At 70.2% G+C, this 22,033-nt stretch carries 22 protein-coding genes; 13 read left to right on the top strand and 9 right to left on the bottom strand.

Going from position 1 to position 22,033, the window contains the following annotated elements:
• Window positions 1-18 precede the first annotated feature (18 nt).
• Both VFI59_12710 and VFI59_12705 read right to left on the bottom strand, forming a co-directional pair.
• On the bottom strand, window positions 19-1,077 hold the full coding sequence (locus VFI59_12710; GenBank protein HET6714558.1) for a glucose-1-phosphate thymidylyltransferase: 1,059 nt from the start codon (window positions 1,075-1,077) through the stop codon (window positions 19-21).
• Window positions 1,077-2,534, bottom strand: a complete 1,458-nt coding sequence (locus VFI59_12705) for an LCP family protein (GenBank protein HET6714557.1) — start codon at window positions 2,532-2,534, stop codon at window positions 1,077-1,079. Before VFI59_12705 ends, VFI59_12710 begins: the two co-directional genes overlap by 1 nt.
• A 168-nt stretch (window positions 2,535-2,702) precedes the next feature.
• On the opposite strand from VFI59_12705, the gene VFI59_12700 reads away from it, so the two are divergent.
• The 6 genes from VFI59_12700 (at window position 2,703) to VFI59_12675 (ending at window position 7,313) form a co-directional block, all read left to right on the top strand.
• Window positions 2,703-3,503, top strand: coding sequence for a diguanylate cyclase (locus VFI59_12700; protein HET6714556.1), 801 nt, complete (start codon window positions 2,703-2,705; stop codon window positions 3,501-3,503).
• Between the two features lie 64 nt (window positions 3,504-3,567).
• Window positions 3,568-4,185 (top strand): sigma-70 family RNA polymerase sigma factor, encoded by a 618-nt coding sequence (locus tag VFI59_12695; protein HET6714555.1) that lies wholly within the window; start codon window positions 3,568-3,570, stop codon window positions 4,183-4,185.
• Window positions 4,182-4,907, top strand: a complete 726-nt coding sequence (locus VFI59_12690; protein ID HET6714554.1) for an anti-sigma factor — start codon at window positions 4,182-4,184, stop codon at window positions 4,905-4,907. The genes VFI59_12695 and VFI59_12690 overlap by 4 nt, the downstream gene beginning before the upstream one ends.
• Window positions 4,908-5,151: 244 nt before the next feature.
• Window positions 5,152-5,535: a hypothetical protein gene (locus tag VFI59_12685; protein ID HET6714553.1), complete on the top strand. Its 384-nt coding sequence runs from the start codon at window positions 5,152-5,154 to the stop codon at window positions 5,533-5,535.
• A 345-nt stretch (window positions 5,536-5,880) separates the two neighbouring features.
• Window positions 5,881-6,738 (top strand): FAD:protein FMN transferase, encoded by an 858-nt coding sequence (locus VFI59_12680; protein HET6714552.1) that lies wholly within the window; start codon window positions 5,881-5,883, stop codon window positions 6,736-6,738.
• Complete coding sequence (locus VFI59_12675; GenBank protein HET6714551.1) at window positions 6,735-7,313, top strand: ferric reductase-like transmembrane domain-containing protein; 579 nt, start codon at window positions 6,735-6,737, stop codon at window positions 7,311-7,313. The genes VFI59_12680 and VFI59_12675 overlap by 4 nt, the downstream gene beginning before the upstream one ends.
• Here VFI59_12675 and VFI59_12670 read toward each other — a convergent pair.
• On the bottom strand, window positions 7,276-7,956 hold the full coding sequence (locus VFI59_12670) for a CBS domain-containing protein (protein ID HET6714550.1): 681 nt from the start codon (window positions 7,954-7,956) through the stop codon (window positions 7,276-7,278). The two genes, VFI59_12675 and VFI59_12670, sit on opposite strands and share 38 nt — an antisense overlap.
• A 139-nt stretch (window positions 7,957-8,095) precedes the next feature.
• On the opposite strand from VFI59_12670, the gene VFI59_12665 reads away from it, so the two are divergent.
• Entirely contained in the window at window positions 8,096-9,259 is a 1,164-nt protein-coding gene (locus tag VFI59_12665; protein HET6714549.1) for a GAF domain-containing sensor histidine kinase, read from the top strand.
• Between the two features lie 60 nt (window positions 9,260-9,319).
• On the opposite strand, the gene VFI59_12660 is transcribed toward VFI59_12665, so the two are convergent.
• Entirely contained in the window at window positions 9,320-10,684 is a 1,365-nt protein-coding gene (locus VFI59_12660) for a multicopper oxidase domain-containing protein (GenBank protein ID HET6714548.1), read from the bottom strand.
• 149 nt (window positions 10,685-10,833) lie between these two features.
• Here VFI59_12660 and VFI59_12655 point away from each other — a divergent pair, with 149 nt between their 5' ends.
• From VFI59_12655 to VFI59_12645, 3 genes are all read left to right on the top strand, one after another.
• Window positions 10,834-11,310: a hypothetical protein gene (locus VFI59_12655; protein ID HET6714547.1), complete on the top strand. Its 477-nt coding sequence runs from the start codon at window positions 10,834-10,836 to the stop codon at window positions 11,308-11,310.
• 21 nt (window positions 11,311-11,331) lie between these two features.
• Complete coding sequence (locus VFI59_12650; protein HET6714546.1) at window positions 11,332-12,003, top strand: response regulator transcription factor; 672 nt, start codon at window positions 11,332-11,334, stop codon at window positions 12,001-12,003.
• A gap of 137 nt (window positions 12,004-12,140) precedes the next feature.
• Window positions 12,141-12,767, top strand: a complete 627-nt coding sequence (locus VFI59_12645; GenBank protein HET6714545.1) for a hypothetical protein — start codon at window positions 12,141-12,143, stop codon at window positions 12,765-12,767.
• A gap of 62 nt (window positions 12,768-12,829) precedes the next feature.
• On the opposite strand, the gene heR is transcribed toward VFI59_12645, so the two are convergent.
• The 5 genes from heR to VFI59_12620 all read right to left on the bottom strand — a co-directional run bounded on the left by heR (window position 12,830) and on the right by VFI59_12620 (window position 18,430).
• Complete coding sequence (gene heR / locus VFI59_12640; protein HET6714544.1) at window positions 12,830-13,609, bottom strand: heliorhodopsin HeR; 780 nt, start codon at window positions 13,607-13,609, stop codon at window positions 12,830-12,832.
• A gap of 65 nt (window positions 13,610-13,674) precedes the next feature.
• On the bottom strand, window positions 13,675-16,383 hold the full coding sequence (gene acnA, locus VFI59_12635) for an aconitate hydratase AcnA (GenBank protein ID HET6714543.1): 2,709 nt from the start codon (window positions 16,381-16,383) through the stop codon (window positions 13,675-13,677).
• Window positions 16,384-16,477: 94 nt separating this feature from the next.
• Window positions 16,478-16,660, bottom strand: coding sequence for a hypothetical protein (locus VFI59_12630; protein ID HET6714542.1), 183 nt, complete (start codon window positions 16,658-16,660; stop codon window positions 16,478-16,480).
• A gap of 69 nt (window positions 16,661-16,729) precedes the next feature.
• Window positions 16,730-17,812 carry an NAD(P)-binding domain-containing protein gene (locus VFI59_12625; protein ID HET6714541.1) on the bottom strand — a complete coding sequence of 361 codons (1,083 nt, stop codon included), beginning with the start codon at window positions 17,810-17,812 and terminating at the stop codon, window positions 16,730-16,732.
• A 102-nt stretch (window positions 17,813-17,914) separates the two neighbouring features.
• Window positions 17,915-18,430, bottom strand: a complete 516-nt coding sequence (locus tag VFI59_12620) for an acyl-CoA thioesterase (protein HET6714540.1) — start codon at window positions 18,428-18,430, stop codon at window positions 17,915-17,917.
• A gap of 58 nt (window positions 18,431-18,488) precedes the next feature.
• On the opposite strand from VFI59_12620, the gene VFI59_12615 reads away from it, so the two are divergent.
• From VFI59_12615 to VFI59_12605, 3 genes are all read left to right on the top strand, one after another.
• The gene (locus tag VFI59_12615) at window positions 18,489-19,256 is read left to right on the top strand and encodes a hypothetical protein (GenBank protein HET6714539.1); all 768 of its coding nucleotides are present in this window, start codon (window positions 18,489-18,491) and stop codon (window positions 19,254-19,256) included.
• 67 nt (window positions 19,257-19,323) lie between these two features.
• Window positions 19,324-20,283: a hypothetical protein gene (locus VFI59_12610; protein ID HET6714538.1), complete on the top strand. Its 960-nt coding sequence runs from the start codon at window positions 19,324-19,326 to the stop codon at window positions 20,281-20,283.
• Entirely contained in the window at window positions 20,280-22,022 is a 1,743-nt protein-coding gene (locus VFI59_12605; protein ID HET6714537.1) for an ATP-binding protein, read from the top strand. The genes VFI59_12610 and VFI59_12605 overlap by 4 nt, the downstream gene beginning before the upstream one ends.
• Window positions 22,023-22,033: the final 11 nt, after the last annotated feature.

The following is a 22,033-nucleotide window of genomic DNA, read 5'->3' as shown; positions in this document are numbered from 1 at the left end:
CTACTCGGCGCCGCACCGTCAGTCGACCTCGACGCGGCTCTGATCCCCCACGATCAAGCGATGGGTTCCGCGTCCGCCGGAGTGCCGCACCTCGACCCGGCGACCGAGGATCGAGCCGGTGAGCCCGTGGACGTCGGCGATCGTGCACTCCTCCATCACGATCGAGTCGGCGACCTCGCTGGACTCGACGCGGCAGCCGGGGCCGATCGAGACGTCGGGGCCGATCGTGGACCCCACGATCGTCGAACCCTCGCCGATCACGAGCGGCCCCCGCAGGGTGCTGCCCGCCACCGAGGCGCCGGGTCGAACGACGACCGGTCCATCGACCGTCGTCGCGCCGTCGACGGCGCCCTCGGTCGCGGGTTCGATCGTCGAGAGCATCATCCGGTTGGCCTCGAGCAGGTCCTCGGGGCGCCCGGTGTCCTTCCAGTAGCCGCTCACCATCTCGGCGCGCACCTCGCGGCCCTCGTCCAGCAGCCACTGGATCGCTTCGGTGATCTCGTACTCACCGCGCCCCGAGGGCGCGAGGGTGTGGCACGCGTCGAGGATCGAGCCGCGGAAGAGGTAGACGCCGACGAGCGCGAGGTCGCTCAGCGGTTCGACCGGCTTCTCGACGAGCCGCACGACCTGGTCGCCGACGAGCACTGCCACGCCGAAGTGCTCGGGCTCGGGCACCTTCGCGAGCAGGATGTGGGCATCGGCGTCGCTGCGTTCGAACTCCTGCACGAATCGCGCCACGCCGCCGAGCAGCACGTTGTCGCCCAGGTAGAGCAAGAACGGATCCCGCTGCAGGAACGCCTCGGCCGTCATCACCGCGTGCGCGATGCCGAGTGGCGCTTCCTGCGGGATGAAGGTCACGTCGAGGGACCAGCGGGACCCGTCGCCGACGGCGGCACGCACCTCGTCGCCGGTCGCGCCGATCACGATGCCGACCTCGGTGATGCCGGCGTCGGCGATCGCCTCGAGCGCCTGGAAGAGGATCGGGGTGCCGGCGACCGGGATCAGCTGCTTGGCGTTCGTCGAGGTGATCGGACGCAGGCGCGAGCCCTCGCCTCCCGAGAGCACCAGCGCGCGCATCAGACGTCGGGCGAGGGGCACTCGGGCGGCGCGCCGCCATCGCCGCCGACGGCTGCCGGTCCGTACGACGCGTCGACGAAGACGACGACGTCGTCGGGCAGACCCTTCACCTGTTTCAGTTGGAGCCCGGGGAAGTACTTCTGCACGACCTGCCCCTCGACGTCGGCGCCGGGCGCGTGAGCGATCACGCTTCCCGCGACCTTCTCGGAGGAGGCGATGTACGTGGTCGTGCCGGGCGAGATGTCGAACCCGGCCTGCGAGAGCACGTCCTGCACCTCGGCGGCCTTCCCCTCCGACGCGTGGTCGACCACGAGGACGGGGATCGTCGCCTCCGATTGGGTGTAGACGGCCGTGCCTGTCGATCCGAGCTGCTTGCCGTCGCCGACGGCCGTGAACATCTGCCTGGCTGCCGGGTCCAGGCGGATGACGGCGAGCCCGTCCACCGTCGTCGGGATGCCCGGCACCGTTCGGAACTCTGCCGCCCCCGATGAGATGCCCTCGAGCTGCCCGACGAGGTACGCGAGATCGGCGATCTTGAGACCGTCGTCGCGTTCGAGGTTGCGCAGGATCGGCTTGATCTGGAACGGCAGTTGTGCGAGCTGATCGGGCTTCAGGAGCTCGTTGATGACCGCTCGCAGGAACTGCTGCTGCCTCGCGATCCGGAAGAAGTCCGGTGCGGCGGCATCACACTTGAGGTGGCGGGTTCGCACGTACGCGAGCGCCTGGTCGGCCGGCAACGTGCTGCAACCGGGCTTGACCAGCAATCCCGTGTACGGATCGGCGATGAAACCGGGCTCCTCGTAGTAGACGGTGCCACCTCCCGGGGCCGCGACCGAGCCAGGCGTGTTCACGTTCTCGCCGGAGATGCACATGTCCACCCCGCCGAGCGTTTCGACGAGTCCCTGGAAGCCCGCGAGATCGACGTACAAGGCGTGGTCGATCGGCAGGCCCGTGAGCTTCTGGACGGTCTTCGCCATCAGGAGCGGACCGCCGCCATCGAGCCCGCCCTCGAACGCCGCGTTGATCTTGTCCCAGCCGTGACCGGGGATCTGCACCCACAGATCTCGAGGGAACGACAGGATGATCGCCTTCTCGAGGTTCGGGTCGGTGTGAACGAGCATGATCGTGTCGGCGCGGTTCTCGCCCCCGATCTCCTCATCGGTCCCGAACTGGTCGCGCTCCTCGGGCGTGAGACCGGCTCTGGAGTCGCTGCCCAGCAGGAGGTAGTTGCAGACGTCGCGTGCGCACGGGTCGTCGGAGGTCGACCCTTCCGCGCTCGGGGGGATCCACTCACCGCGCGGATTCGTTCCCTCTGCACCCGCCTGCCTGTAGGCGACGAAGCCGTAGGCGCTGCCGATGCCGATCAGGAGCGACAGCGTCGCGGTGATCGCGACGGCGATGCGGGCGACGCGGCCGTGACCGGCCGCGGGACCGTCGCCGGAGGGCACCTCGGACATGCCGCCAAGCGTACCCGGGTGATCCGAGGACCCGCTGGGACACCGCGTGGCGATCATGTGGCGGAACCGTGGCAGGGCAGGCGTTCCGCCGTCGGACGACCGGCCGGCTCGGTCGGGGCGGCGAGAGGGTTCACGGATGGGATAATCCCGCCACCGACAGGAGGCGAGATGGACGACGCGATGACGGTGATGCTCGTAGGACTCGAGACGACGATGGCCGACGAGCTCGCCGACGACGAGCGGTTCGACGTACGGTCCGCCGACAGCGTCGATCAGATCGACACCGGGGAGCCCGTCGACGCGGTGGTCGTCGCGATGGACGGGCCGGGACCGTTGGAGCTGCTCGGCTCCCTGCGCGGCAAGGCACCCGAGGCCGCGATCGTGGTCGTCACCGAGGCCGGCCGTGAGGCCGACGGCGCGGTCGCGATGCACGCGGGTGCCGAGGACCACCTCGTCGTCGGCTCGATCCCGCACGGGCTCCTGCCCAGGGCCGTGCACTACGCGGTGTCGATCCGCCGGCTCCGACGCGAGCTCGCGACGACCGACGAGGCGACCGGCCTGCCGAACCTGCGCGGCTTCGTGCCGATCGCCGAGCATCACCTGCACATGGCCGATCGCAGCCAGAACCCCGTCGTCTTCCTGTTCGTACGCCTCGAGGGCGAGATCACCGACGAGGATGCGCGGCAGGCGGCCGAGGTGCTGCTCGAGGCCGTTCGCGACGCCGACCTGCCCGCCCGCATCACCGACGACACGTTCACCGTGTTGTTGACCGGCAACGCCCTGGGCGCCGAGACCCTCGTGCTCTCTCGGCTGGTGGAGGCGATCGCCGTGCACAACGCCGCGCAGGATCCTCCCCACCCACTCTCGCTCTCGGTCGGCAGCGCCCTCTACGACCCGGCATCGCCGAACACGCTGTCCGAGATCCTCGAGACCGCGGGTCGCAGGCTGCACGATCGCTCGGAGGGCTGATCCATCCGCTCCGCCGCGAGCTGCGAATACCTCCCGGACCTGGCCCGCTCCGAGGAAGGTGCCGTTGTCGCAGGGGACGCTGATGCTGGATCGGAGCGCGCCGATGGGCACGGTTGACCTGTCCGAGGCGCGCGACCGTGAGCTGATGGCTCGCCTCCATCGCCGCGATGAGGAGGCGTTCCGCGGTCTGTTCCATCGATACGCGCCGACGGCCAAGGCGCTCGCGCAGAGGGTCGTGCGGCAATCGCATCTGGCGGAGGAGATCGTGCAGGAGGCGTTCATGGCGGTCTGGAGGGATCCGGGCGCCTACGACGGCGATCGGGGCTCGGTGAAGAGCTGGCTCATGGGCATGGTGCACCACCGTGCCGTCGATCTCGTGCGCCGAGAGGAGGCGCACCGACGGCGCGCCGAGGCGGCCATCCCGCAGGCGCTCGAGGAGCAGGCCGATCACGCCGACGACGTCGTCCGACAGCTCGGGCGGCCAGAGGAGCGTCGAATCGTGCGGGCCGCCCTCACCGACCTGCCCGCCGAACAGCGGGACGTGCTCGAGATGATGTACTTCGCCGGCCTGTCCCAATCGCAGATCGCCGAGAAGACCGGCAGCCCGCTCGGCACCGTGAAGTCCCGGACGCTGCTCGGCATGCGCCGGATGCGCGAGGTGCTCGCGGAGGTGGAGCGATGACGCGCGACCATACCGTGATCGAGGAGCTCTTGGCGGTCGACGCGCTCGGCGGGCTCGATGGCGGCGACCGAGGCCTGCTCGAGCTTGAGCGTGCGTCGCACGGAACGGGTTGCCCCGACTGCACCGCCCTCGAGGCTGGATTCGCGGAGATCGCGGGCCGTCTGGCGTTCGCGCTCGACCCCGAGCCGGTCGATGACGCCATAGCCGATCGCATCCTGGGCGGGGGCGGCGCATCGGCGACGACCGAGACGATCGTCGAGATCCCCGATGAGCTCGAGGAGCACAGGGCGCGACGCCCGCGTGTCTGGCAGGCGTTGGTCGCGGCGGCGGCCGTCGTCGCGATCGCGCTCGTGGCTGTCGGCGCGATCGTGCCGTCGACCACGAGCGTGCGGGCGACGACGTCCCAGCGACTCGTCGCCTTCACCGGCGACACCGAGGGCAGCCTCGCGATGGCGTTCACGCCCGGCGAGCCCGGAGCGGTGTTCTGGGGCAGTGACCTCCCCGAGCCCGGCGCGGATCGCGTCTACGAGATCTGGATGATCGAGGGCGACGAGGCCGTGTCGGGGGGATGCGTCTCACCGACCGACGGAGTGGTCGCCGTGCGGGTCGAGGCGAGCGTCGGCACGACCGACACGATGGCCGTGACGACCGAGCCGTCGGACTGCCCCTCGACGCCCTCGGGCGATCCCGTCCTCGTCGCGGACCTGACCACCGTGGTCTGACCGCGGCTCCGGAGGGAATGCCTCCCCGGTGGGCGGGCACCCTGCGTCCTCGAGGGCTTACCCGAACCTTAACCCTGGCTTGCACCGGGCCTTGAGGGCGCCTCCATAGCGTGGTCCTCGGCGGGAACGAGCCCGCCGCGACCCGGATGAGGTCCTCGATGAGCTCCGGCTCGGACGACGGTACCGGCTCGAACGGGCCCGACGACGATCGCTGATCCGGGAACCCAACGAAAGGGGACGCGCGATGAACAAGCGATCCGCACTGTTGGTGGCTGCAGGACTGGTGCTCACCCTGATCGTGGGCGGACTTGCCGTCGCGGTCGGGCTGACGGGACCGAGCGTGAGCAGCGCGGTTCCTCGGGTCGACCGGCGGGCAGAGTCGGAGCCGGTCGTCCGAACCGTGCGGCGCACCGTGACGGTCCACAAGAAGGCCGAGGCCAAGGCGGGCGAGGTCGTGCAGATCGCCGCACCGGCGATGACGACCACGCCCTCGAACGACTCGACCGAGTCGTCGGAGGACGACGAGTCCTACGAGGACGGGTCCGAGGGCGCCGAGCCTGAGGACGAGGGCCACGGGGACGAGGACCACGCCGAAGACCACGGTGAGGACCACGGTGACGACGACTGACGCCCCCCGCCGGAAGGCTCGCTGGAGCCGCAGCCGTCTGCGCACCATCGCCTGGACGACCGGGATCGCCACCTTCCTCGCCGGGGTCGGTGCGCTCGGTGCAGCCCCCATGCCCGAGCAGGCCCAGCTGTCGAGGGGCCGGTGGGCCCCTCGACAGCGGGTGATCGTTCGGCGCATCACCAGACGGGTCGTGGTAGTGGAGCCGGCGACCAGCGCGCCGATCACCTACGTGCAGGTGAGCTCGTCGGGCACGGTAGGAGTCCCCGCTCCCGCCCCTGCGCCTCCTCCATCGACGGGAGGCTCGTGATGGTCACCGGGAGCACCCGACGGATCGACACGCCGGCGATGGGAACCACCCTCAGCATGTACGGCCCACCCGAGGCCTTCGACGAGGGCTGGGAGGCCGTGGTAGCCACCTTCCGTCGCGAGGAACGGCGGTGCAGTCGGTTCCGCCCCGACAGCGAGCTGTCGCGTCTGAACCGTCGCGCGGGTTCGTGGACGCGCCTCTCGGACGGCCTCGGGTCGCTGCTCCGCTACTCGCTCGATCGAGCCGCATCGACCGAGGGAGCGTTCGACCCCACCGTGCTTCGTGCCGTCGAATCCGCCGGCTACGATCGGGATCTCGACGAGGTGATCCGCGCGGCGAGGGGCGTGCTGGGACCCCCGGTCCCCTGCGGGCGATGGGCAGAGATCGAGCTGGGAGACGGGGAGGTCCGCCTCCCTCCCGGCGTCGGGCTGGACCTCGGTGGCGTCGCCAAAGGCTGGAGCGTCGACCTCGCGGTCGACGCGGCGATCTCGGCTGGGATCCCGTGGGTACTCGTCGCAGCCGGAGGTGACCTGCGCGTGAGCGAGCACGCGCCGCTGCTGCCGATCGACGTCGACGACCCTGAGGTGGCCGGCGGATCGATCCTGACGCTGCTGGTCGACCGTGGCGCGCTCGCCACTTCGAGCACGGCGAAGCGCTCGTGGGGCACCGGTCTGCACCACGTGATCGACCCGCGAACGGGAGCGCCCGCGATCACCGACGCGATCCAAGTCACCGTCTGGGGTCCCACGTGCGCCGACGCCGAGGTCGCGGCCACCGTCGCGCTGTTGCGGGGAACGCGATCGGTCCACGATGCGCCGAGCGTGGTCGTCGGGGTCGACGGCACCGTCCGCCACTCGATCCGGGGCGATCGTGGCCCCCGTCTGGAGGCGGCATGAGCACGTGGATCCTGTTGCGGGCTGCCGGCATCGGCAGCTACCTGATGCTGTTCCTCTCCGTCGCCTGGGGGCTCATCGCGACCACGTCGGTGGTGACGAAGCGCATCTCGAAGCCGTCGGCGAACCTGTTCCACGCGTTCGTGGCTTCGACGGGCCTCGCGCTGCTCGGGGTTCACCTCGGCCTGCTGCTGATCGATGAGTTCATGCCGTTCTCGTTCAGCGCGCTCACGGTTCCCATGGCGTCGGACTATCGCCCCGTCGCGATCTCGGCCGGTGTGATCGCCATGTACGCGATCGTGGTCGTGGTCGTGTCCTCATGGCTCCGCAGGCCGCTCGGCACGACGTGGTGGCGGCGGCTCCACGTGCTCGCGGTGCCCGCGTTCACGCTCGCGCTCCTGCACGGCGTCTTCGCCGGCACCGACACCGAGCGCCCGTGGATGTTCGCGATCTACGCGATCACCGGGCTGATGGTCGTCTTCCTCACGATCGTGCGAGCGCTGACGTACGGCTACCGCTCGCCGCGGCCGGCTCCGCCCGTCAGAAGCCGACCCAGGGAACCGGTGACACCGGCGTGATGGTGTCGTCGAGCTCCCAGGTGAGCCGTTCGTCGAGGCCGACGACACCGGGTACAGCGCGCACGGCTCCCCAGATCGTCGGGACGAGCGACCTGCGCTCGATGCGTCCTTCGAGATGCACGACGCCGTCCTCGACGAGCACCAGCACCTGATCGGCGGCGATCGCGAGATCGTCGGCGAGCACCCGGCAGACCTCGGTCTTGATGTCGTCGTCGTCGCGCAGGAACTCCGCCAGCAGGTCCATGCGAGAGACGATGCCGACGATTCTTCCTTCGAGATCGATCACCGGTAGTCTCTTCACGTCACGTTCGTGCATCATCCGCGCGGCTTCGGCCACCGACGCCTGCGGGCCGATCGTCACCGGCGGGGCGGTCATCAGATCGCGGGCCACCAACGCCTCGGCCTTCTTCCGCTCGTCACGACGAGTGTGCCCCTCGAAGAAGTGCGGCTCGAGCACGGATGGGTCCTCACGCAGGATCATGTCGGCTTCGGAGACCACGCCCACGATCAAGCCGTCGGCGTCGGTCACGGGCAGGGCGCTCACCCGGTACTCCCTCATCGCGCGGACGACCTGCTTGAAGGGTGCTGAGCCCGGCACCACCACGACGGTCCTGGTCATCACGTCGGCCACGGTGCGTGTCATCTCGGACACCTCCTCGCGGGGCACCGGACCGCTCGGCCCTCGAGCCCCACGGTCACCGTAGGACGGGTGCTCGCTCGAGACCCGGGTCCGGTGCCCCCCAACGGACGGGACGGACCGACCCCGTTGCTAGGCTCGGGTGGTGAGCCATCGCGAGCCGTCGACGAGCGTGCCTTCCGACGACGCCCGCACGGGCATGTTGATCGAGGCGGGACTCGCCCTCGCAGCGGAGCTCGACCTCGAAGCCGTGCTCCAGCGGATCGTGGAGCTGGCCGTGGCGATCACGGGGGCCCGTTACGGAGCGCTCGGCGTGCTCGGCGAGGACACTCCTCGCATCGAGCGATTCATCACCCAGGGCGTGACCGAGCAGGAGCGAGCCGCGATCGGGCACCCGCCGGTGGGTCACGGCATCCTCGGGCTGCTGATCCGGGAACGGCGACCGATGCGCATCCCCGAGATCGGTGCCGACCCGAGGTCGGCCGGCTTCCCGCCGAACCACCCGCCGATGCATTCGTTCCTCGGGGCGCCGGTCACGGCCCTCGGCCAGGTCTTCGGCAACATCTACCTCACCGAGAAGCAAGGGGCCTCGGAGTTCACCGAGGACGACGAGGCCGCGTTGGTCGTGCTGGCCACGCAGGCCGGCGTCGCGATCGAGAACGCCCGGCTGTACGAGGAGATGCGGCGAGCTCACGAGGAGCTCGCCCGGCTCGAGCTGCTCGAGGAACGCGAGCGCATCGCGAAGGAGCTACACGACGGCGTGATCCAGGCGCTGTTCGCGGTGGGCATGGGGCTGCAGGGCACCGCGGCGATGGCCAACGACCCCGAGATCGCCCGACGCATCGAGAACGCGACGGAAGAGGTCGACCGCGCGATCCGCGACCTGCGCAACTACATCTTCGGGCTGCGGCCCGGCATCCTCGCCGACCGTCAGCTCGACCAGGCGCTCCAGCAGCTCGCGCTCGAGTTCCAGGGGCGGTCCGACGTGCTCACGATCGTCGACGTCGACGACGGCGTTGCGGCCGAGCTCGCGAGTCGCGCGGCCGACGTGGTACAGCTCGTGCGCGAGGCCCTCTCGAACGTGGGCCGCCATGCCCAGGCCACATCGTGCCGCATCAGCCTGCGACGCTCCGACGGCGGCGCCGAGCTCGAGGTCGACGACGACGGCATGGGGTTCGACCCGTCGGCCCCCTCGTCGGGCATGGGCATGCGCAACCTGCGTGAGCGGGTGACCTCGCTGGGCGGCGAGCTCACGATCCTCAGCGTCGCCGGCGAAGGCACCACGATCAGGGCGCGGCTCCCCCTCTAGGAACGACGAGGGCCGGGGCAGGACGCCGCGGCCTCGCAGCGACTGGTCGGATCGCGAACGTCACTGCACGACGAGCGCGGTCACCATCCCGAACATGCCCTCCGGCCCCTCGGCGTGCGGCAGGATGTGGCAGTGGAAGGCCCACGCCCCGGGGTATTCGGCCTTGACCATGATGTCGAACCTCGACCCGGGCGCGATCACGAGCGTGTCCGCGAGGTACCGGTTCCGCTCGGCCAGCGGGTATCCGTCCTCGCCCACGACCATGAAGTGGAAGCCGTGCAGGTGCATCGGGTGCAACAACGCGCCGTCGTTCGCGAGGTGGATCAGCACCCAATCGCCCTTGGCCGCCACGATCGGTTGGGTGGCCGGGAACGACTTCCCGTTCAGGTTGTACCCGAGCGTCCCGTCACCCACGAACATCGTGTACTCGACGGCCGGGTCGGCCCCGTACACGGGTGCCCAGTTCCCGTTCTTGGGCTCCACGATCAATGAGCCGTAGAGGCCCTTGTCGACCTGCTCCGCGGAGTTGAAGTGCGAGTGGTAGACGTACATGCCGGGGGGATCCTTGATCGTGAACTCGTACGTCCAGTACTCCCCGGGCATGATCGGCGGCTGAGTCACGTAGGGCACGCCGTCCTCGCTGTTTGGCACCGTCAGGCCGTGGAAGTGCAGCACGAACGGCTCGGTCATCTGGTTCTGGACGACGAACCGCACGCGGTCGCCCTCGTTGACGCGGAGCTCGGGGCCGGGCACCTGCCCGTTGAAGGCCATGGCGTCGACGAACTCGCCCTTGGCGATCTCCCACTGGATCTCCTCGACCGTGAAGTTGTAGACCTCCACGTCGCCGTCCATCTCGGGCTCCATCGGCTGGTTGCCGTACGTGTCGGTCTCCTTGCCCGCGAGGAAGTCCTTCACGCCCTGCTCGTGGCCCGCGGCCATCTCCTCGGCGGTCATGCCGGCGTGCGAGGTCGCGTTGCTCCCCTCGCCGCTCGCCGTCGTCGTCCCGTCGGCCGCCCCGTCCGTCGCCGTGAGCGTTCCGACCATGCCGAGCTGGTCGTGACCTGGCACCGTGCACAACGTGTCGTACGTGCCCGCCGCCAGGGCAGGCACCTCGAGCGTGGTCGAACCGTCGACGTCGATGCTCGGTGTCTCGATCGTCTCGCCGTCCACCACCACGCCGAACGTATGCGGCGATTGCCCGTGGTTCATCACGTTGAACGTGATGTCGCTGCCCGCCGGCACCTCGATCGCGGCGGGATCGATCGCGAAGTCGGTCAACATCACGTCGACGGAGACGGGACCGGCGGCGGCCGCAGCCTCGCCGTCGCCGGCGGCCGGGGCCTGCCCACCGTCGCCGCTGCACGCGACGGCCACGAGCGCGAGCACCGTCGCCAGTGCCGCGGCTCCCACACGGAACCTTCGCATCATCGATCTCCTTCCGGACCGGGGCGTTCGTGCGTACATGAGGGCCGAGTCTGCGGGCGTCGTCGGGCCGATGGGGGTGCCAGGAGACCCCACCCGGGCGGGACCTGTGTCCCTGCGTCGGGCCCGCCCCTGCCGCGACACTGGGTCGCGTGTTCGCTCGTTACTTCGTGGAGCTTCCGATGGACCCCGAGCGGGTCGAGGACGCGCTGCTGCGCGATCCGCATTCCTGGCTGCCCGGGCTGGCCGGGCAGGCCAACTTCCACGGTGACGCCCTGCTCGCCGAGGTGGGGTTCGGCGACGACGTCCGCGTCGCTCGGCGCGTGGCGATCGAACTCGGGGAGCCGGTGAAGATGCCGAGCAAGACCGTCGTGCCGATCCGTTGGTCCGCGGTCGGAGCGGCCGGACTGTTCCCGTCGCTCGACGCCGATCTCGAGATCGCGCCGCTGGGCCCCCACCGGTCGCAGCTGGCGATGAGCGCACGATACGTGCCGCCCCTCGGGGCCGTCGGGCGCGCGATCGACCGTGCGGTCCTGTTCCGCGTCGCGGAGGCGACCCTCAAGGACTTCCTCGATCGGGTGAAGGATTCGCTGCTCGCCGACCCGGAGGACGTGCACCGGCCCGTGTGAGCCCCCGATAGGATGGGCGCCATGACGAAGAAGGCGCCGCTGCGGGTGATGCTCGTCGACGACCACGAGATCGTGCGCGACGGCATCAAGGCCATGCTCGACACCGAGGACGACGTCGTCGTCACGGCCCAGGCGGGCACGGTGCGCGAGGCGATCGACGAGGCGCACCGCACCCGTCCCGACGTGGTCGTGATGGACGTGCGCCTGGCCGACGGCAGCGGTATCGAGGCCACCCGAGAGATCCGCGCGGATCATCCCGACACCCGGGTGCTGATGCTCACATCGTTCGCCGACGACGAGGCGCTGTTCGCCTCGATCATGGCGGGAGCGTCCGGCTACGTGCTGAAGCAAGTGAAGTCGGGCGACCTGCTCCGCGCGATCCGCGCGGTAGGCGCGGGCGATTCCCTGCTCGACCCGAGCGTCACGAGCGCCGTGCTCGACCGTCTGCGCAAGGGAAAGCACCTGATGAAGGACGAGAAGCTCGCGCGGCTCTCACCCCAGGAAGAGCGCATCCTCACCCTCGTGGCCGACGGGCGCACGAACCGGGAGATCGGCGACGAGCTGAACCTCGCCGAGAAGACCGTGAAGAACTACGTCTCGTCGATCCTGTCCAAGCTCGAGGTCGCCCGCCGAGCCGAGGCGGCCGCCTACCTCGCCCGCCACACCACCACGCCCGGCACCGTGGAGGAGTAGCGGCAGGGCCGAAGGTCCCGCTCGGACGAGCCCACCCGGCCCGGGGTCCACGGTCCCGCCCTCATGGGGCCACGAGCCTGGTTCGACGTGCCTCCCTCCGGGGGAACATCACCGAAGAAACGAAGGAGGTGGGGTACATGGACACGCAGGTTCGGAGGGCCGTCGAGCCGATCACGATCCCCGAGGCGACGCCGGAGACCCGCAAAGGCCTGGGCGTGGTGATGGGGTTGCTGCGGTTCGCGATGGGCTGGACCTTCCTGTGGGCCTTCCTCGACAAGGCGTTCGCCCTCGGCTTCTCGACGGGGCGGGTCGTCGACGAGGCCTCGGGCGCCAGCTCGATCGACTTCTTCGGTGACGCCGCCTGGATCAACGGCGGATCGCCGACGGCCGGCGTACTCGGGTTCGCGATGAAGGGTCCGTTCACGGACTTCTATCAGACGATCACCGGGTTCCAGATGACCGAGGCCGGACCGACCTCGGCGGCCTGGGTGGACTGGGTCTACATGGCCTCGATGCTACTGATCGGCCTCGCGCTGATCCTCGGGATCGGCGTCAAGCTCGCCAGCATCGGCGGCATCATCTGGATGGCGATCTTCTACACCGCCACGGCGATCTGGCCCGAGCACAACCCGTTCGTCGACGACCACGTCGTCTCGGCGCTGGTGCTGGGAGCCCTGTTCTTCGCGAACGCGGGCATCTACCTCGGGCTCGGGAAGGTGTGGCAGCAGACCGAACTGGTGAAGAAGCACCCGATCCTCGCCTGAGCACGACGAGGAACGGCGAACGGAAGGCGGGGCACACGCCCCGCCTTCCTCCACGTTCGGGCTCAGCCCGCGAGCGAGCCCGCGAAGATCTGCCAGGCGAGCGCGGACTTCGCCCCCAGGCTGAGCACGAGGTAGGCCTTCTCGCCGAACGCGTAGTCCGTCCAGCGACCGACTCCTCGGTACTGGAGCCATTGGTTCAGCCCGAAGCTGAAGAAGAAGACGAACTGCGCGATGACGATGCCATAGACGAACCCTGGCACGGTCGCCGAGCCGACGATGTTCACGGCGACGACGGCCCACGGCGCAAGGCCGGCGATGGTGCCGAACCAGAATGGCAGCATCGTCGTCGACGAGCGGCTCGGAGGATTCATCGCCTCCTCGATCCAGCCGAACAGGATCATCGCCACGTTCGCTCCGGCGATCGCGATGACGGCGTTGATCGAGGTGGTCCCCGAGTAGAAGTTGATCAGCACGATCATCAGCGTCGCGCTGACCGCGTACTCCACCCAGCGGAACCTGTTGATGCCGCGGCGCAGGTCGCGCTCGTACGTGCCTCTACCGACGGTCGCGGTGAGCAGATGGTCCAGCGCCGCGAGACCGAGGAACGAGGCGACGGCCCAGCCGATCGTCACCTCGAACAGCGTCTCGGGAGCCGGGATCGGCGCGCCCGGCGGGCCCTCGGGGAACGACGACGTCACCGCGATCGCAAAGTCGTCTGCGAGCAGCAGTACCGCCACGGCCTGGGCGATGTGGAGCACCGTGAGGCCGAGGTTCCACCGGCGCAGGTTCCGCAGGCGTGAGTCGGTGACACCGGTGGCGACGACGTTGACGGCAGCGGACATGACTCGATGCTAGGTGACCGGTCTCGCCAGCGCCGCGGCCAGGACCGCATGCATAACTTCGTTCGTCAGCGTCCGAGCATCTGGGCGAGCACGAGCCGCAGGATGCCGCCGGCCCGGAAGTACTCGAGCTCGGCCTCGGCGTCGATCCTGACCGTCACGTCGAACGTCGTGGAGGCGCCGTCGTCGGCCGCCGCGTGGACCGTCGCCGTCTGGCCGGGCGTGATGCCGCCGGCGAGGCCGCGGACCGAGAAGGTCTCGCGTCCTGTGAGGCCGAGCGAGGCGGCGCTCTCGCCGGTCGCATGCTGCAACGGGAGGACCCCCATGCCCACCAGGTTCGATCGATGGATGCGCTCGAAGCTCTCCGCGATCACGAACCGCACGCCGAGCAGGTTCGGGCCTTTGGCCGCCCAGTCGCGGCTCGATCCGCTGCCGTACTCCTTGCCGGCCAGCACGGCGAGCGGCGTGGCGTCTGATCGGTACCGCTCCGCGGCCTCGTACACGCTCGTCACCTCGCCGCTGGGCAGATGAGTCGTGAAGGAGCCCTCGGTGCCCGGGGCGATCTCGTTGCGGAGGCGGATGTTCGCGAACGTGCCGCGCATCATCACCTCGTGGTTCCCGCGCCGGGAGCCGTAGGAGTTGAAGTCGACGGGCTCCACGCCCCGGTCCCGCAGGTAGGCGCCGGCGGGCGAGTCGAGCTTGATCGAACCCGCGGGCGAGATGTGGTCGGTCGTGATCGAATCACCGACCTTCACGAGCACCCGCGCGCCCTCGACGTCGCCGACCGGCCAGTCCTCGCCGAGCCCGGCGAAGAACGGCGGTTCCTGCACGTAGGTCGAGTCGGGATCCCACTCGTAGACGGGACCGCTCGGCGTGGGCAGGGCCCGCCAGTGCTCGTCGCCGTCCCAGATGCGCCCGTACTGGGTCGTGAACTGCTCTTCCGTGATCGCCGTCGCCATCGCGTCGCGCACCTCGTCGGCGCTCGGCCAGATGTCGCGCATGAAGATCGGTCCCTCGGCGCCCTGGCCGATCGGGTCGGTCGTGAGGTCGAGGTCGATGCGGCCGGCGAGCGCGTAGGCGACGCACAGTGGCGGCGAGGCGAGGTAGGCGGCCCGCACCTGCGGATGGACCCGGCCCTCGAAGTTCCGGTTGCCCGAGAGCACGGCTGCGACGTTCAGGTCCTGCTCCTCGACCGCCTGTGCTACCTCGCCGATCAGCGGCCCGGAGTTACCGATGCAGGTCGTGCACCCATACCCGACGAGCGCGAAGCCGAGCTTGTCGAGGTACGGGGTCAGCCCGGCACGGTCGAGGTAGTCGGTCACGACCCGCGAGCCCGGCGCGAGCGACGTCTTCACCCACGGCTTCACGTCGAGTCCCGCCTCGACGGCCTTCTTCGCGAGCAGCCCGGCGGCGAGCATCACGCTGGGGTTCGAGGTGTTCGTGCAGCTCGTGATCGCCGCGATCACCACGCTGCCGTGTCCGATGTCACGCTCGCCGGCCGGCCGGCCGGTGACGTCGTCCTCGCCGGGCAGCTCGTCCTGGCGGGGCGTGCCTCCCTCGGCGACGAACCGGCCGATCTCGGTCCCCTTGGGGTCAGGCTCCCGGTGGTCGCGGAACGCGCCGACGAACGAGTCCCACACGTCGGGCAGCGCCACCCGATCCTGGGGCCGCTTGGGCCCCGCCATCGACGGGACGACCGCCGAGAGATCGAGGTCGAGGATCTCGCTGAACGTGGGATCGGAGTCGCCGTCGCGCCGGAACAGGTCCTGTTCCTTCGCGTACCGCTCCACGAGGTCGACGTTGTCGCCGCGTCCCGTGAACGACAGGTAGCCGAGGGTTTCGTCATCGATCGGGAAGTAGGACGACGTGGCGCCGTACTCCGGGCACATGTTCGACAGCGTCGCGCGGTCGGCGATCGACAGCGACGAGAGCCCGTCGCCGAAGAACTCGACGAACTTCCCGACCACCCCGTGGGCCCGCAGCATCTCGGTGAGCGTGAGCACGAGGTCGGTGGCCGTCGTGCCCGCAGGGAGCTCGCCGATGGTGCGAACGCCGATCACGATCGGCTGCGGCAGGAACATCGGCTGGCCGAGCATCGCGGCTTCCGCCTCGATGCCGCCGACGCCCCACCCGAGCACGCCGAGGCCGTTGATCATCGTGGTGTGCGAGTCGGTGCCGACGAGCGTGTCGGGGAAGGCCACCCCGTCGCGTGTCGAGACGACCTGGCCCAGATGCTCAAGGTTCACCTGGTGACAGATGCCGGCACCCGGCGGTACGACCCGCAGGCCGTCGAACGCCTGCTGGGCCCACCGAAGCAGGGAGTACCGCTCGGCGTTGCGCCGGTACTCGAACTCGATATTGCGCTCGTAGGCCTCCGGCGTGCGGAACAGGTCGACCTGCACGGAGTGATCGATCACGAGGTCGACGGGGATCGACGGCTCGATCGCCATCGGCTCGGCGCCCGCGCGCTCGGCGGCGCTCCGCATCGCGGCGAGGTCGACCACCGCGGGCACGCCGGTGAAGTCCTGCATCAGCACACGGCCGGGCATGAACGCGATGTCGCGGGCGGGACCGGGCCACGCGGCGAGGGCGCGGACGTCGTCGTCGGAGACGTCGCGGGAACCGGCACGGCGGAGCAGGTTCTCGAGCAAGATCAGCACGGTCTTCGGGAGCCTCGAGAGGTCACCCACGTCCGCGAGCGCATCGAGTCGGCACAGGTCGATCGGGCCCTCGGCGGTCTGCAACCGCCCTCGCGCCCCTGCGAGGTCGCTGCTCACTGGTGCATCATTCCTTCCAGGTGAGAGATGCTTCCATCCTCCCACGCCGACGAGGCGGGCCGGTCACCGCCCGGACGGCGGACCGGCGGGCCGATCAGCCCACGACCCGATAGAGGCGCCAGGGGTCGGGCACGCCCTTCAGCTGATGCTCTCCGGCGTCCTCGAGGACGATCCCGGACCCCACGGTCAGGTCCTTCACCGTCGACGAGACCCACTGCTCAAAGGCGCCGGCCATCGCCGCGACCCGTGCCCCGATATGCACGGCCAGCCCGCGCACGTCGTCCCCGGGAGCTCCACCTCCCCGTGTGACAGCCCGCCCGGAACTTCCGAACCCGTTCGTCGACGCTCAGTCCGAGCGGGCGGCGATCGCGTCGGCGACGTAGGCCGCGTCCCTCGCGACACCGGGCAGGAACCCCGACGACATCGCATAGAGGAAGAACAGGCCGACGACGTACAAGCCCGGCTCGTCGGCGACCACCCCACGATGGTGCAACGGCTCACCATCGCCGATGGTCGGCAGGTCGATCCAGGAGAAGTCCGTCCGAAAGCCCGTGCACCAGATCACGTTCTCCACGTCGAGGGCTCGCCCCTCCGTGGTCACCGGAAGGCCATCACGCACCCCGCCGATCCTGGGGACCCGCACCACGCCCGCGGCGACGAGATCCTTGGGTTTCACGCGCACGAGGGGCGCGCCGTGGGCGAGGAGCTTCGGTCGCATCCTGCGCCCCACCGGCGTGTCGACCGTGAGCACGTGCTGGGCGACCACCCGGAACAGCAGCGGCATCACGACGGTGCGAGCCACGACCCCGTCGATCCGCACCGGGACGTGCCCGACCTCGGTGCCCGCGAGCACGGTCCGATGCGATCCGACGACGTCGAGCGAGATCTCGCCTCCGGAGTTCCCCACGCCGACGACGAGCACGGCTCCGTCCCGCAGCTGGGACGGGTTCCGGTACGTCGAGGAATGCATCTGCACGATGCTCGGATCGAGCTCGGACGCGAACGGCGGTACCTTCGGGACCTGGAACGAGGAGAGGGCGATCACGACGTTGTCGGCCCCGAACCGCTCGTCGCCGGCGGAGACCCGGTACCCGCCCCCGTCCCGTGCGAGGGCGTCGACCCGCAGCCCCCCGCGGATCGGCAGGCGGAACCGTTCCGCGTACGCCTCCAGATAGTCGGCCACATCGTCCTTCGCCGGGAACGATCGGCCGGCGCCCGGGAACGGCATGCCGGTCAACCCGTCGTAGCGAGCGGGCGTGAACAGGCGGAGCGAGTCCCAACGGTTCCGCCATGCGTCACCGATCCGCTCGTTGGCGTCCACGATCAGGAAGGGCACGCCGCGACGGGTCAAGTGGTACCCGACAGCGAGGCCAGCCTGGCCGCCACCGACGACGAGCGTCCCTACCTGCTCCGGCTCACGATCGACCATGCGCCACCTCCGAGGGCCTCATGTTCCATCTTCGGTGAAGATCGCGCCAGGCGGCCGCGACGCCGGGACTGGGCACCCCGTACCGGGCGCCGGGACGGGCCTTTAGTTCCGATCGGCTGCCTCCGCTGCGCGGGCGACCTTCACCGCCTCCTTGTGAGCAAGGCGGGCCTGCCGGCGGAGCTTGGCCTCGCGCTGGCGGCGCTGCTCCTGCTCGGTCTCCGCGACCAGCGGCGGCACCGGGCGCGGGTTCCCGTCGTCGTCGACCGCCACGCACACCAGGTAGGCGGTGTTCACGTGGCGCATCGTGCCCGTGACCGGGTCGTGAGCCTCGACACGCACGCCGCACTCCATCGAGGTCGTGCCGACGTCGTTCACGGTGGCCTTGAGCACGAGCAGATCGCCGATGTGCACCGGCTCGAGGAACGTCAACTCGTCGATCGCGACCGTGACGGCGAGCCCGGCCGCGTGACGGATCGCGGCGAGCCCCGCCGCGGTGTCGACCAGGCGCATCACGACTCCGCCGTGCACGGAGCCGGCGATGTTCACGTCGGTCGCCTCCATCAGCTGGGTCAGCTCGACGCGCGACTCGCCGACGGTCTTCGGGATCAGCTCGGACATGGCCGCATCGTACGCGGGGCTGCGGGGTCGACGGTGCACCCGCGGGTAGCATCGGCCGGTGCGACGCCTCGTCTTCCCCGTCTGGCTCGTGGCCGTGCTCGCACTCGTCGCGTGTGACGGTCCGCAACGGGAACCGAACTCGACGGGGTCCCCGCCCCCGAGTTCGAGCCCCGCCGCATCCGCCCCGGCGAGCACCTCGCGGGAGCCCTCACCGAGCGTCGCGCCGAGCCCGTCTTCCGCCGCGATCCCCGCGGGCGTGCCCGCGACCTACGACGAGGACGTGCCGGGTCGCGAGCTGCCCCTCGAAGAGCTGGTCCCGCCCGGCGACGAGGTCACCGGCGTCGACCGGGCGCGGACCGCCGACGGAGATGCCGTCGTGATCGTGTTCGCGACCCCGGGCCCCGACCCCTTCTCGCAGGCGCGCGGCTTCGTCGTGTGGCGGCGCGAGGCGGGTGGCGATCCGCCTTGGCGGGCCGTCTACGGGCTCGTGCACGGCAAGCGAGACGTCGTGCTCGCGATCTCGGTCGACACGACCGACCTCACCGCCGACGCGTCGGCCGACGCCCTGATCCGCGAGGAGACGGGCGGCACCGGCGCATGCGCGACGTACCGGGTGATCGATCTCGCCTTCGGCGTTCCACTCTGGAAGCGTTCCGTCTGCGATACGGAGATACAGCCGAACCCCGACCCGATCGGCCTGTACGAGGTCGCGCGGATCTATGGGCCGGACGACCCCCACTGCTGCCCGAGCGCGATCAGGGAACGCGTGCTGGCGTGGAACGGCGACCGATTCGCGGTGGTCTCGACGGAGACGACGGCAATCTAGTCTATTTTAGACTAGTGGCAAGCCTGCCTCCACGGAGGTGTCGGGGTGCCCGGGTACGATACGCGCCATGGCGCGCATCTTCGTCGAGGGCTGGGACCCCGACTACGGCACCCCGCTCGACCAGGACGACGCCCTCTCCCCCGCCGAAGGGTCGGTCGACACGTCGGTCGAGACCGACGACTGGGCGCCGATCGAGGGCTGCGACGACGGGGTCGACCGCATCGCGTTCGTCGACGGCGTGCGCCGCATCGACGCCCGGCTCACCCTCGACGACCCCGAGCAGGGACCGACCCCCGGCCTCGTCGGCACGTTCGCGGTCGGGGCGGTCGTCTGGGACCGCGAGACACGCCGCTCCGAGGTCACCGACGTGCGCATCGAGCGGTGGGCGGTGCTCGCGGGTGGCAGCGGCGAGCAGATGCCCGCCGTCGACCTCGAGCCCGGGGTGAGCACGACGCGGGCCCCCGGCGACGATCCGAACCTGCTGACGATGGCCCTGCACTCCAAGATGCGCGACGCCGAAGGCGAGTGCGCCGAGTCTCTCTCGGCCGAGTGTGCGGTCGTGGCCGACGGGCCGCTCAAGAAGATCCGCGAGCACGCCACGGTCGGGTACGTGAAGACCCATCGCGTGACCTACGTGGAGCCGCCGCTCGGCGGGGTGATCGCCGAGCTCGCGCCCGGCCAGCGATCCCCGATGTTCTGCATCGCGGCACAGACCCCGTACGCGCGTTACTCCTGGTACCTGCGGCTCGCGATGCTGCAGGGCGGGCATTCCTGGACGGGCATCGTGCGATGCGAGACGTCGGGCCACCTCGCCCGCGACGAAGCCTCCGCGATCGCCGACCGCACGGCCGCCGTGCTGCCGCTCGTGGCGAGCGAGCCCCACGTCGACCCTCGCGCCCCACAGAACCTCGTCCCGATCGGCGCCCTCGAGCGCGAGCTGCGACACCGCATGGGCGATCGCGGGCTCGTGTACAGGGCCCTGCGACACGCCGTCATGAAGCCCGAGATCCAGCAGGAGGCCTCGTGAGCGTCGAGCAGGTGGGGCGCGTCCTCGGCTCCCAGCACTCCTCGACGAGCGCGTTCCGGGTCGTGCTCGACGATGACGATTTCCTGCAGCTCGACGACCTCGTGGTCGTACGCACGCAGGTGCCGAAGGCGGGCGAGGTGCGTACGTACGGCGTCGTCACCGAGGCGGAGGCCGTCTACGAAGGGGCCTCGTACGAGAGCGACACGCACCGCATCGCCGAGCTCGGCATCATGCCCGCGGCGAAGGTGCGCACCGCCCAGGTGCAGGTCACCCGAGTCGACCCCGAGGTCTGGGTCTCCCCCGACCCCGGAGAGACCGTGGAACGCGCGGTCGGTGACGAGCGGGCTAAGGCCCTCTACGTCGACGAGATGGGGCGGCCGCTCGCCGTAGGCATCGGCCGCGACGAGTTGCCCGTCCACGTCGATCTCGACTTCTTCGACGGGCGCAAGGGCGGCCACATGTCGATCAGCGGCATCTCGGGCGTCGCGACGAAGACGTCGTTCGCCCTGTTCTTCCTGCGCATGCTCTCGGCGCGCGAGCACACCGCGATCGTCGGTGAGGGCGCCTCGAACATGCGGGTCCTCGTGTTCAACGTGAAGGGCGAGGACCTGCTCTGGCTCGACCGGCCCAACACGCGGTTCGACGACGAGGCGCGCGAGGGGTGGGCGGCGCTCGGGGTCGAGCCGGCGCCGTTCCCGTCGGTCGCGTTCTGGGCGCCGCCCAAGCGTCGGTCCGGCGACGTCATCGTGCCCGACACCGGCGGACGTCTCGACGGCATCGAGGTCTTCTCCTGGACCCCTCGGGAGTTCATCGACGACGACCTGCTGCAGTTCTGTTTCACCGATGCGAACGACGCCAAGAACCAGATCCCGTTCATCCGCGAGCGGGTACAGACCCAGCTCAAGCGGTTCGCGGTGAACGTTGCCGGGCGCCCCGGCGCGGTCGTGCTGCGCGACCCGTCGCAGACGCCGGGTGGTCGGTGGGGCGCGCAGGAAGTCGCCGCGGGCCCGGGCGAACCGCTCGTCGAGGACCTGCCCTCGCTGGTCACCGCGCTCGCAGTCTTCCTCGAGCCGGACGACGGGTCCGAGCCCGATCCGGCCTGGACCGGTCGCGTGATGCCGAGCACGGTCTCGGCGTTCATGCGCCGGCTGCATGCCGCGGCCTCGCGCCTCGGCCACCTCGTGCGGTCCGGCGAGACACGTCGACTCCACCGCGGGGGCGCCACGGTCACGGTCGTGGCGATCCAGTCCCTGCATGAGCAGGCGCAGCGGTTCGTGGTCGGCGCCCTGCTCGCGGAGACGTTCCGCGAGAAGGAGGAGACCGGCCAGCGGCTGCCGCTGTCGGTGATCGTGCTCGACGAGCTCAACAAGTACGCGCCGCGCGAGGGCACCGGTCCGTTGAAGGACATGCTGATCGACATCGCGCAGCGTGGACGCTCGCTCGGCGTGCTGCTCGTGGGCGCCCAGCAGACCGCGAGCAGGGTCGCCTCCGAGGTGCTCGAGAACGCCGCCATCCGCGTGAGCGGCCGCCTCGACGCCGCCGAGGCCGAGCGCGCCGAGTACGGCTGGATGTTGCCTTCCACGCGGGCGAGAGCCCGCCTGCTGAAGCCCGGCACGATGGTGATCTCGCAGCCCGCGATCCCCGTGCCGCTCGTCGTGACCTTCCCCTTCCCGCCCTGGGCGACGCGGAAGGAGGAGGTGGACGAGGCCGCCGGTCCCGATCCGTTCGAAGGGCTGTAGCGCCGCCCCTC

The sequence above is a fragment of the Actinomycetota bacterium genome, from assembly GCA_035697485.1.
In the GTDB taxonomy this organism is placed as follows: domain Bacteria; phylum Actinomycetota; class UBA4738; order UBA4738; family HRBIN12; genus JAOUEA01.
This window is presented reverse-complemented; position numbering and strand designations above follow the sequence as displayed.

What these genes read in the sequence shown, in the direction of transcription:
- VFI59_12710 (HET6714558.1), bottom strand. Translation starts at nt 1,077, where the DNA reads ATGCGCGCGCTGGTGCTCTCGGGAGGCGAGGGCTCGCGCCTGCGTCCG.
- VFI59_12705 (HET6714557.1), bottom strand. Translation starts at nt 2,534, where the DNA reads ATGTCCGAGGTGCCCTCCGGCGACGGTCCCGCGGCCGGTCACGGCCGC.
- VFI59_12700 (HET6714556.1), top strand. Translation starts at nt 2,703, where the DNA reads ATGGACGACGCGATGACGGTGATGCTCGTAGGACTCGAGACGACGATG.
- VFI59_12690 (HET6714554.1), top strand. Translation starts at nt 4,182, where the DNA reads ATGACGCGCGACCATACCGTGATCGAGGAGCTCTTGGCGGTCGACGCG.
- VFI59_12685 (HET6714553.1), top strand. Translation starts at nt 5,152, where the DNA reads ATGAACAAGCGATCCGCACTGTTGGTGGCTGCAGGACTGGTGCTCACC.
- VFI59_12680 (HET6714552.1), top strand. Translation starts at nt 5,881, where the DNA reads ATGGGAACCACCCTCAGCATGTACGGCCCACCCGAGGCCTTCGACGAG.
- VFI59_12675 (HET6714551.1), top strand. Translation starts at nt 6,735, where the DNA reads ATGAGCACGTGGATCCTGTTGCGGGCTGCCGGCATCGGCAGCTACCTG.
- VFI59_12670 (HET6714550.1), bottom strand. Translation starts at nt 7,956, where the DNA reads ATGACACGCACCGTGGCCGACGTGATGACCAGGACCGTCGTGGTGGTG.
- VFI59_12660 (HET6714548.1), bottom strand. Translation starts at nt 10,684, where the DNA reads ATGCGAAGGTTCCGTGTGGGAGCCGCGGCACTGGCGACGGTGCTCGCG.
- VFI59_12650 (HET6714546.1), top strand. Translation starts at nt 11,332, where the DNA reads ATGACGAAGAAGGCGCCGCTGCGGGTGATGCTCGTCGACGACCACGAG.
- VFI59_12645 (HET6714545.1), top strand. Translation starts at nt 12,141, where the DNA reads ATGGACACGCAGGTTCGGAGGGCCGTCGAGCCGATCACGATCCCCGAG.
- heR (HET6714544.1), bottom strand. Translation starts at nt 13,609, where the DNA reads ATGTCCGCTGCCGTCAACGTCGTCGCCACCGGTGTCACCGACTCACGC.
- VFI59_12625 (HET6714541.1), bottom strand. Translation starts at nt 17,812, where the DNA reads ATGGTCGATCGTGAGCCGGAGCAGGTAGGGACGCTCGTCGTCGGTGGC.
- VFI59_12620 (HET6714540.1), bottom strand. Translation starts at nt 18,430, where the DNA reads ATGTCCGAGCTGATCCCGAAGACCGTCGGCGAGTCGCGCGTCGAGCTG.
- VFI59_12610 (HET6714538.1), top strand. Translation starts at nt 19,324, where the DNA reads ATGGCGCGCATCTTCGTCGAGGGCTGGGACCCCGACTACGGCACCCCG.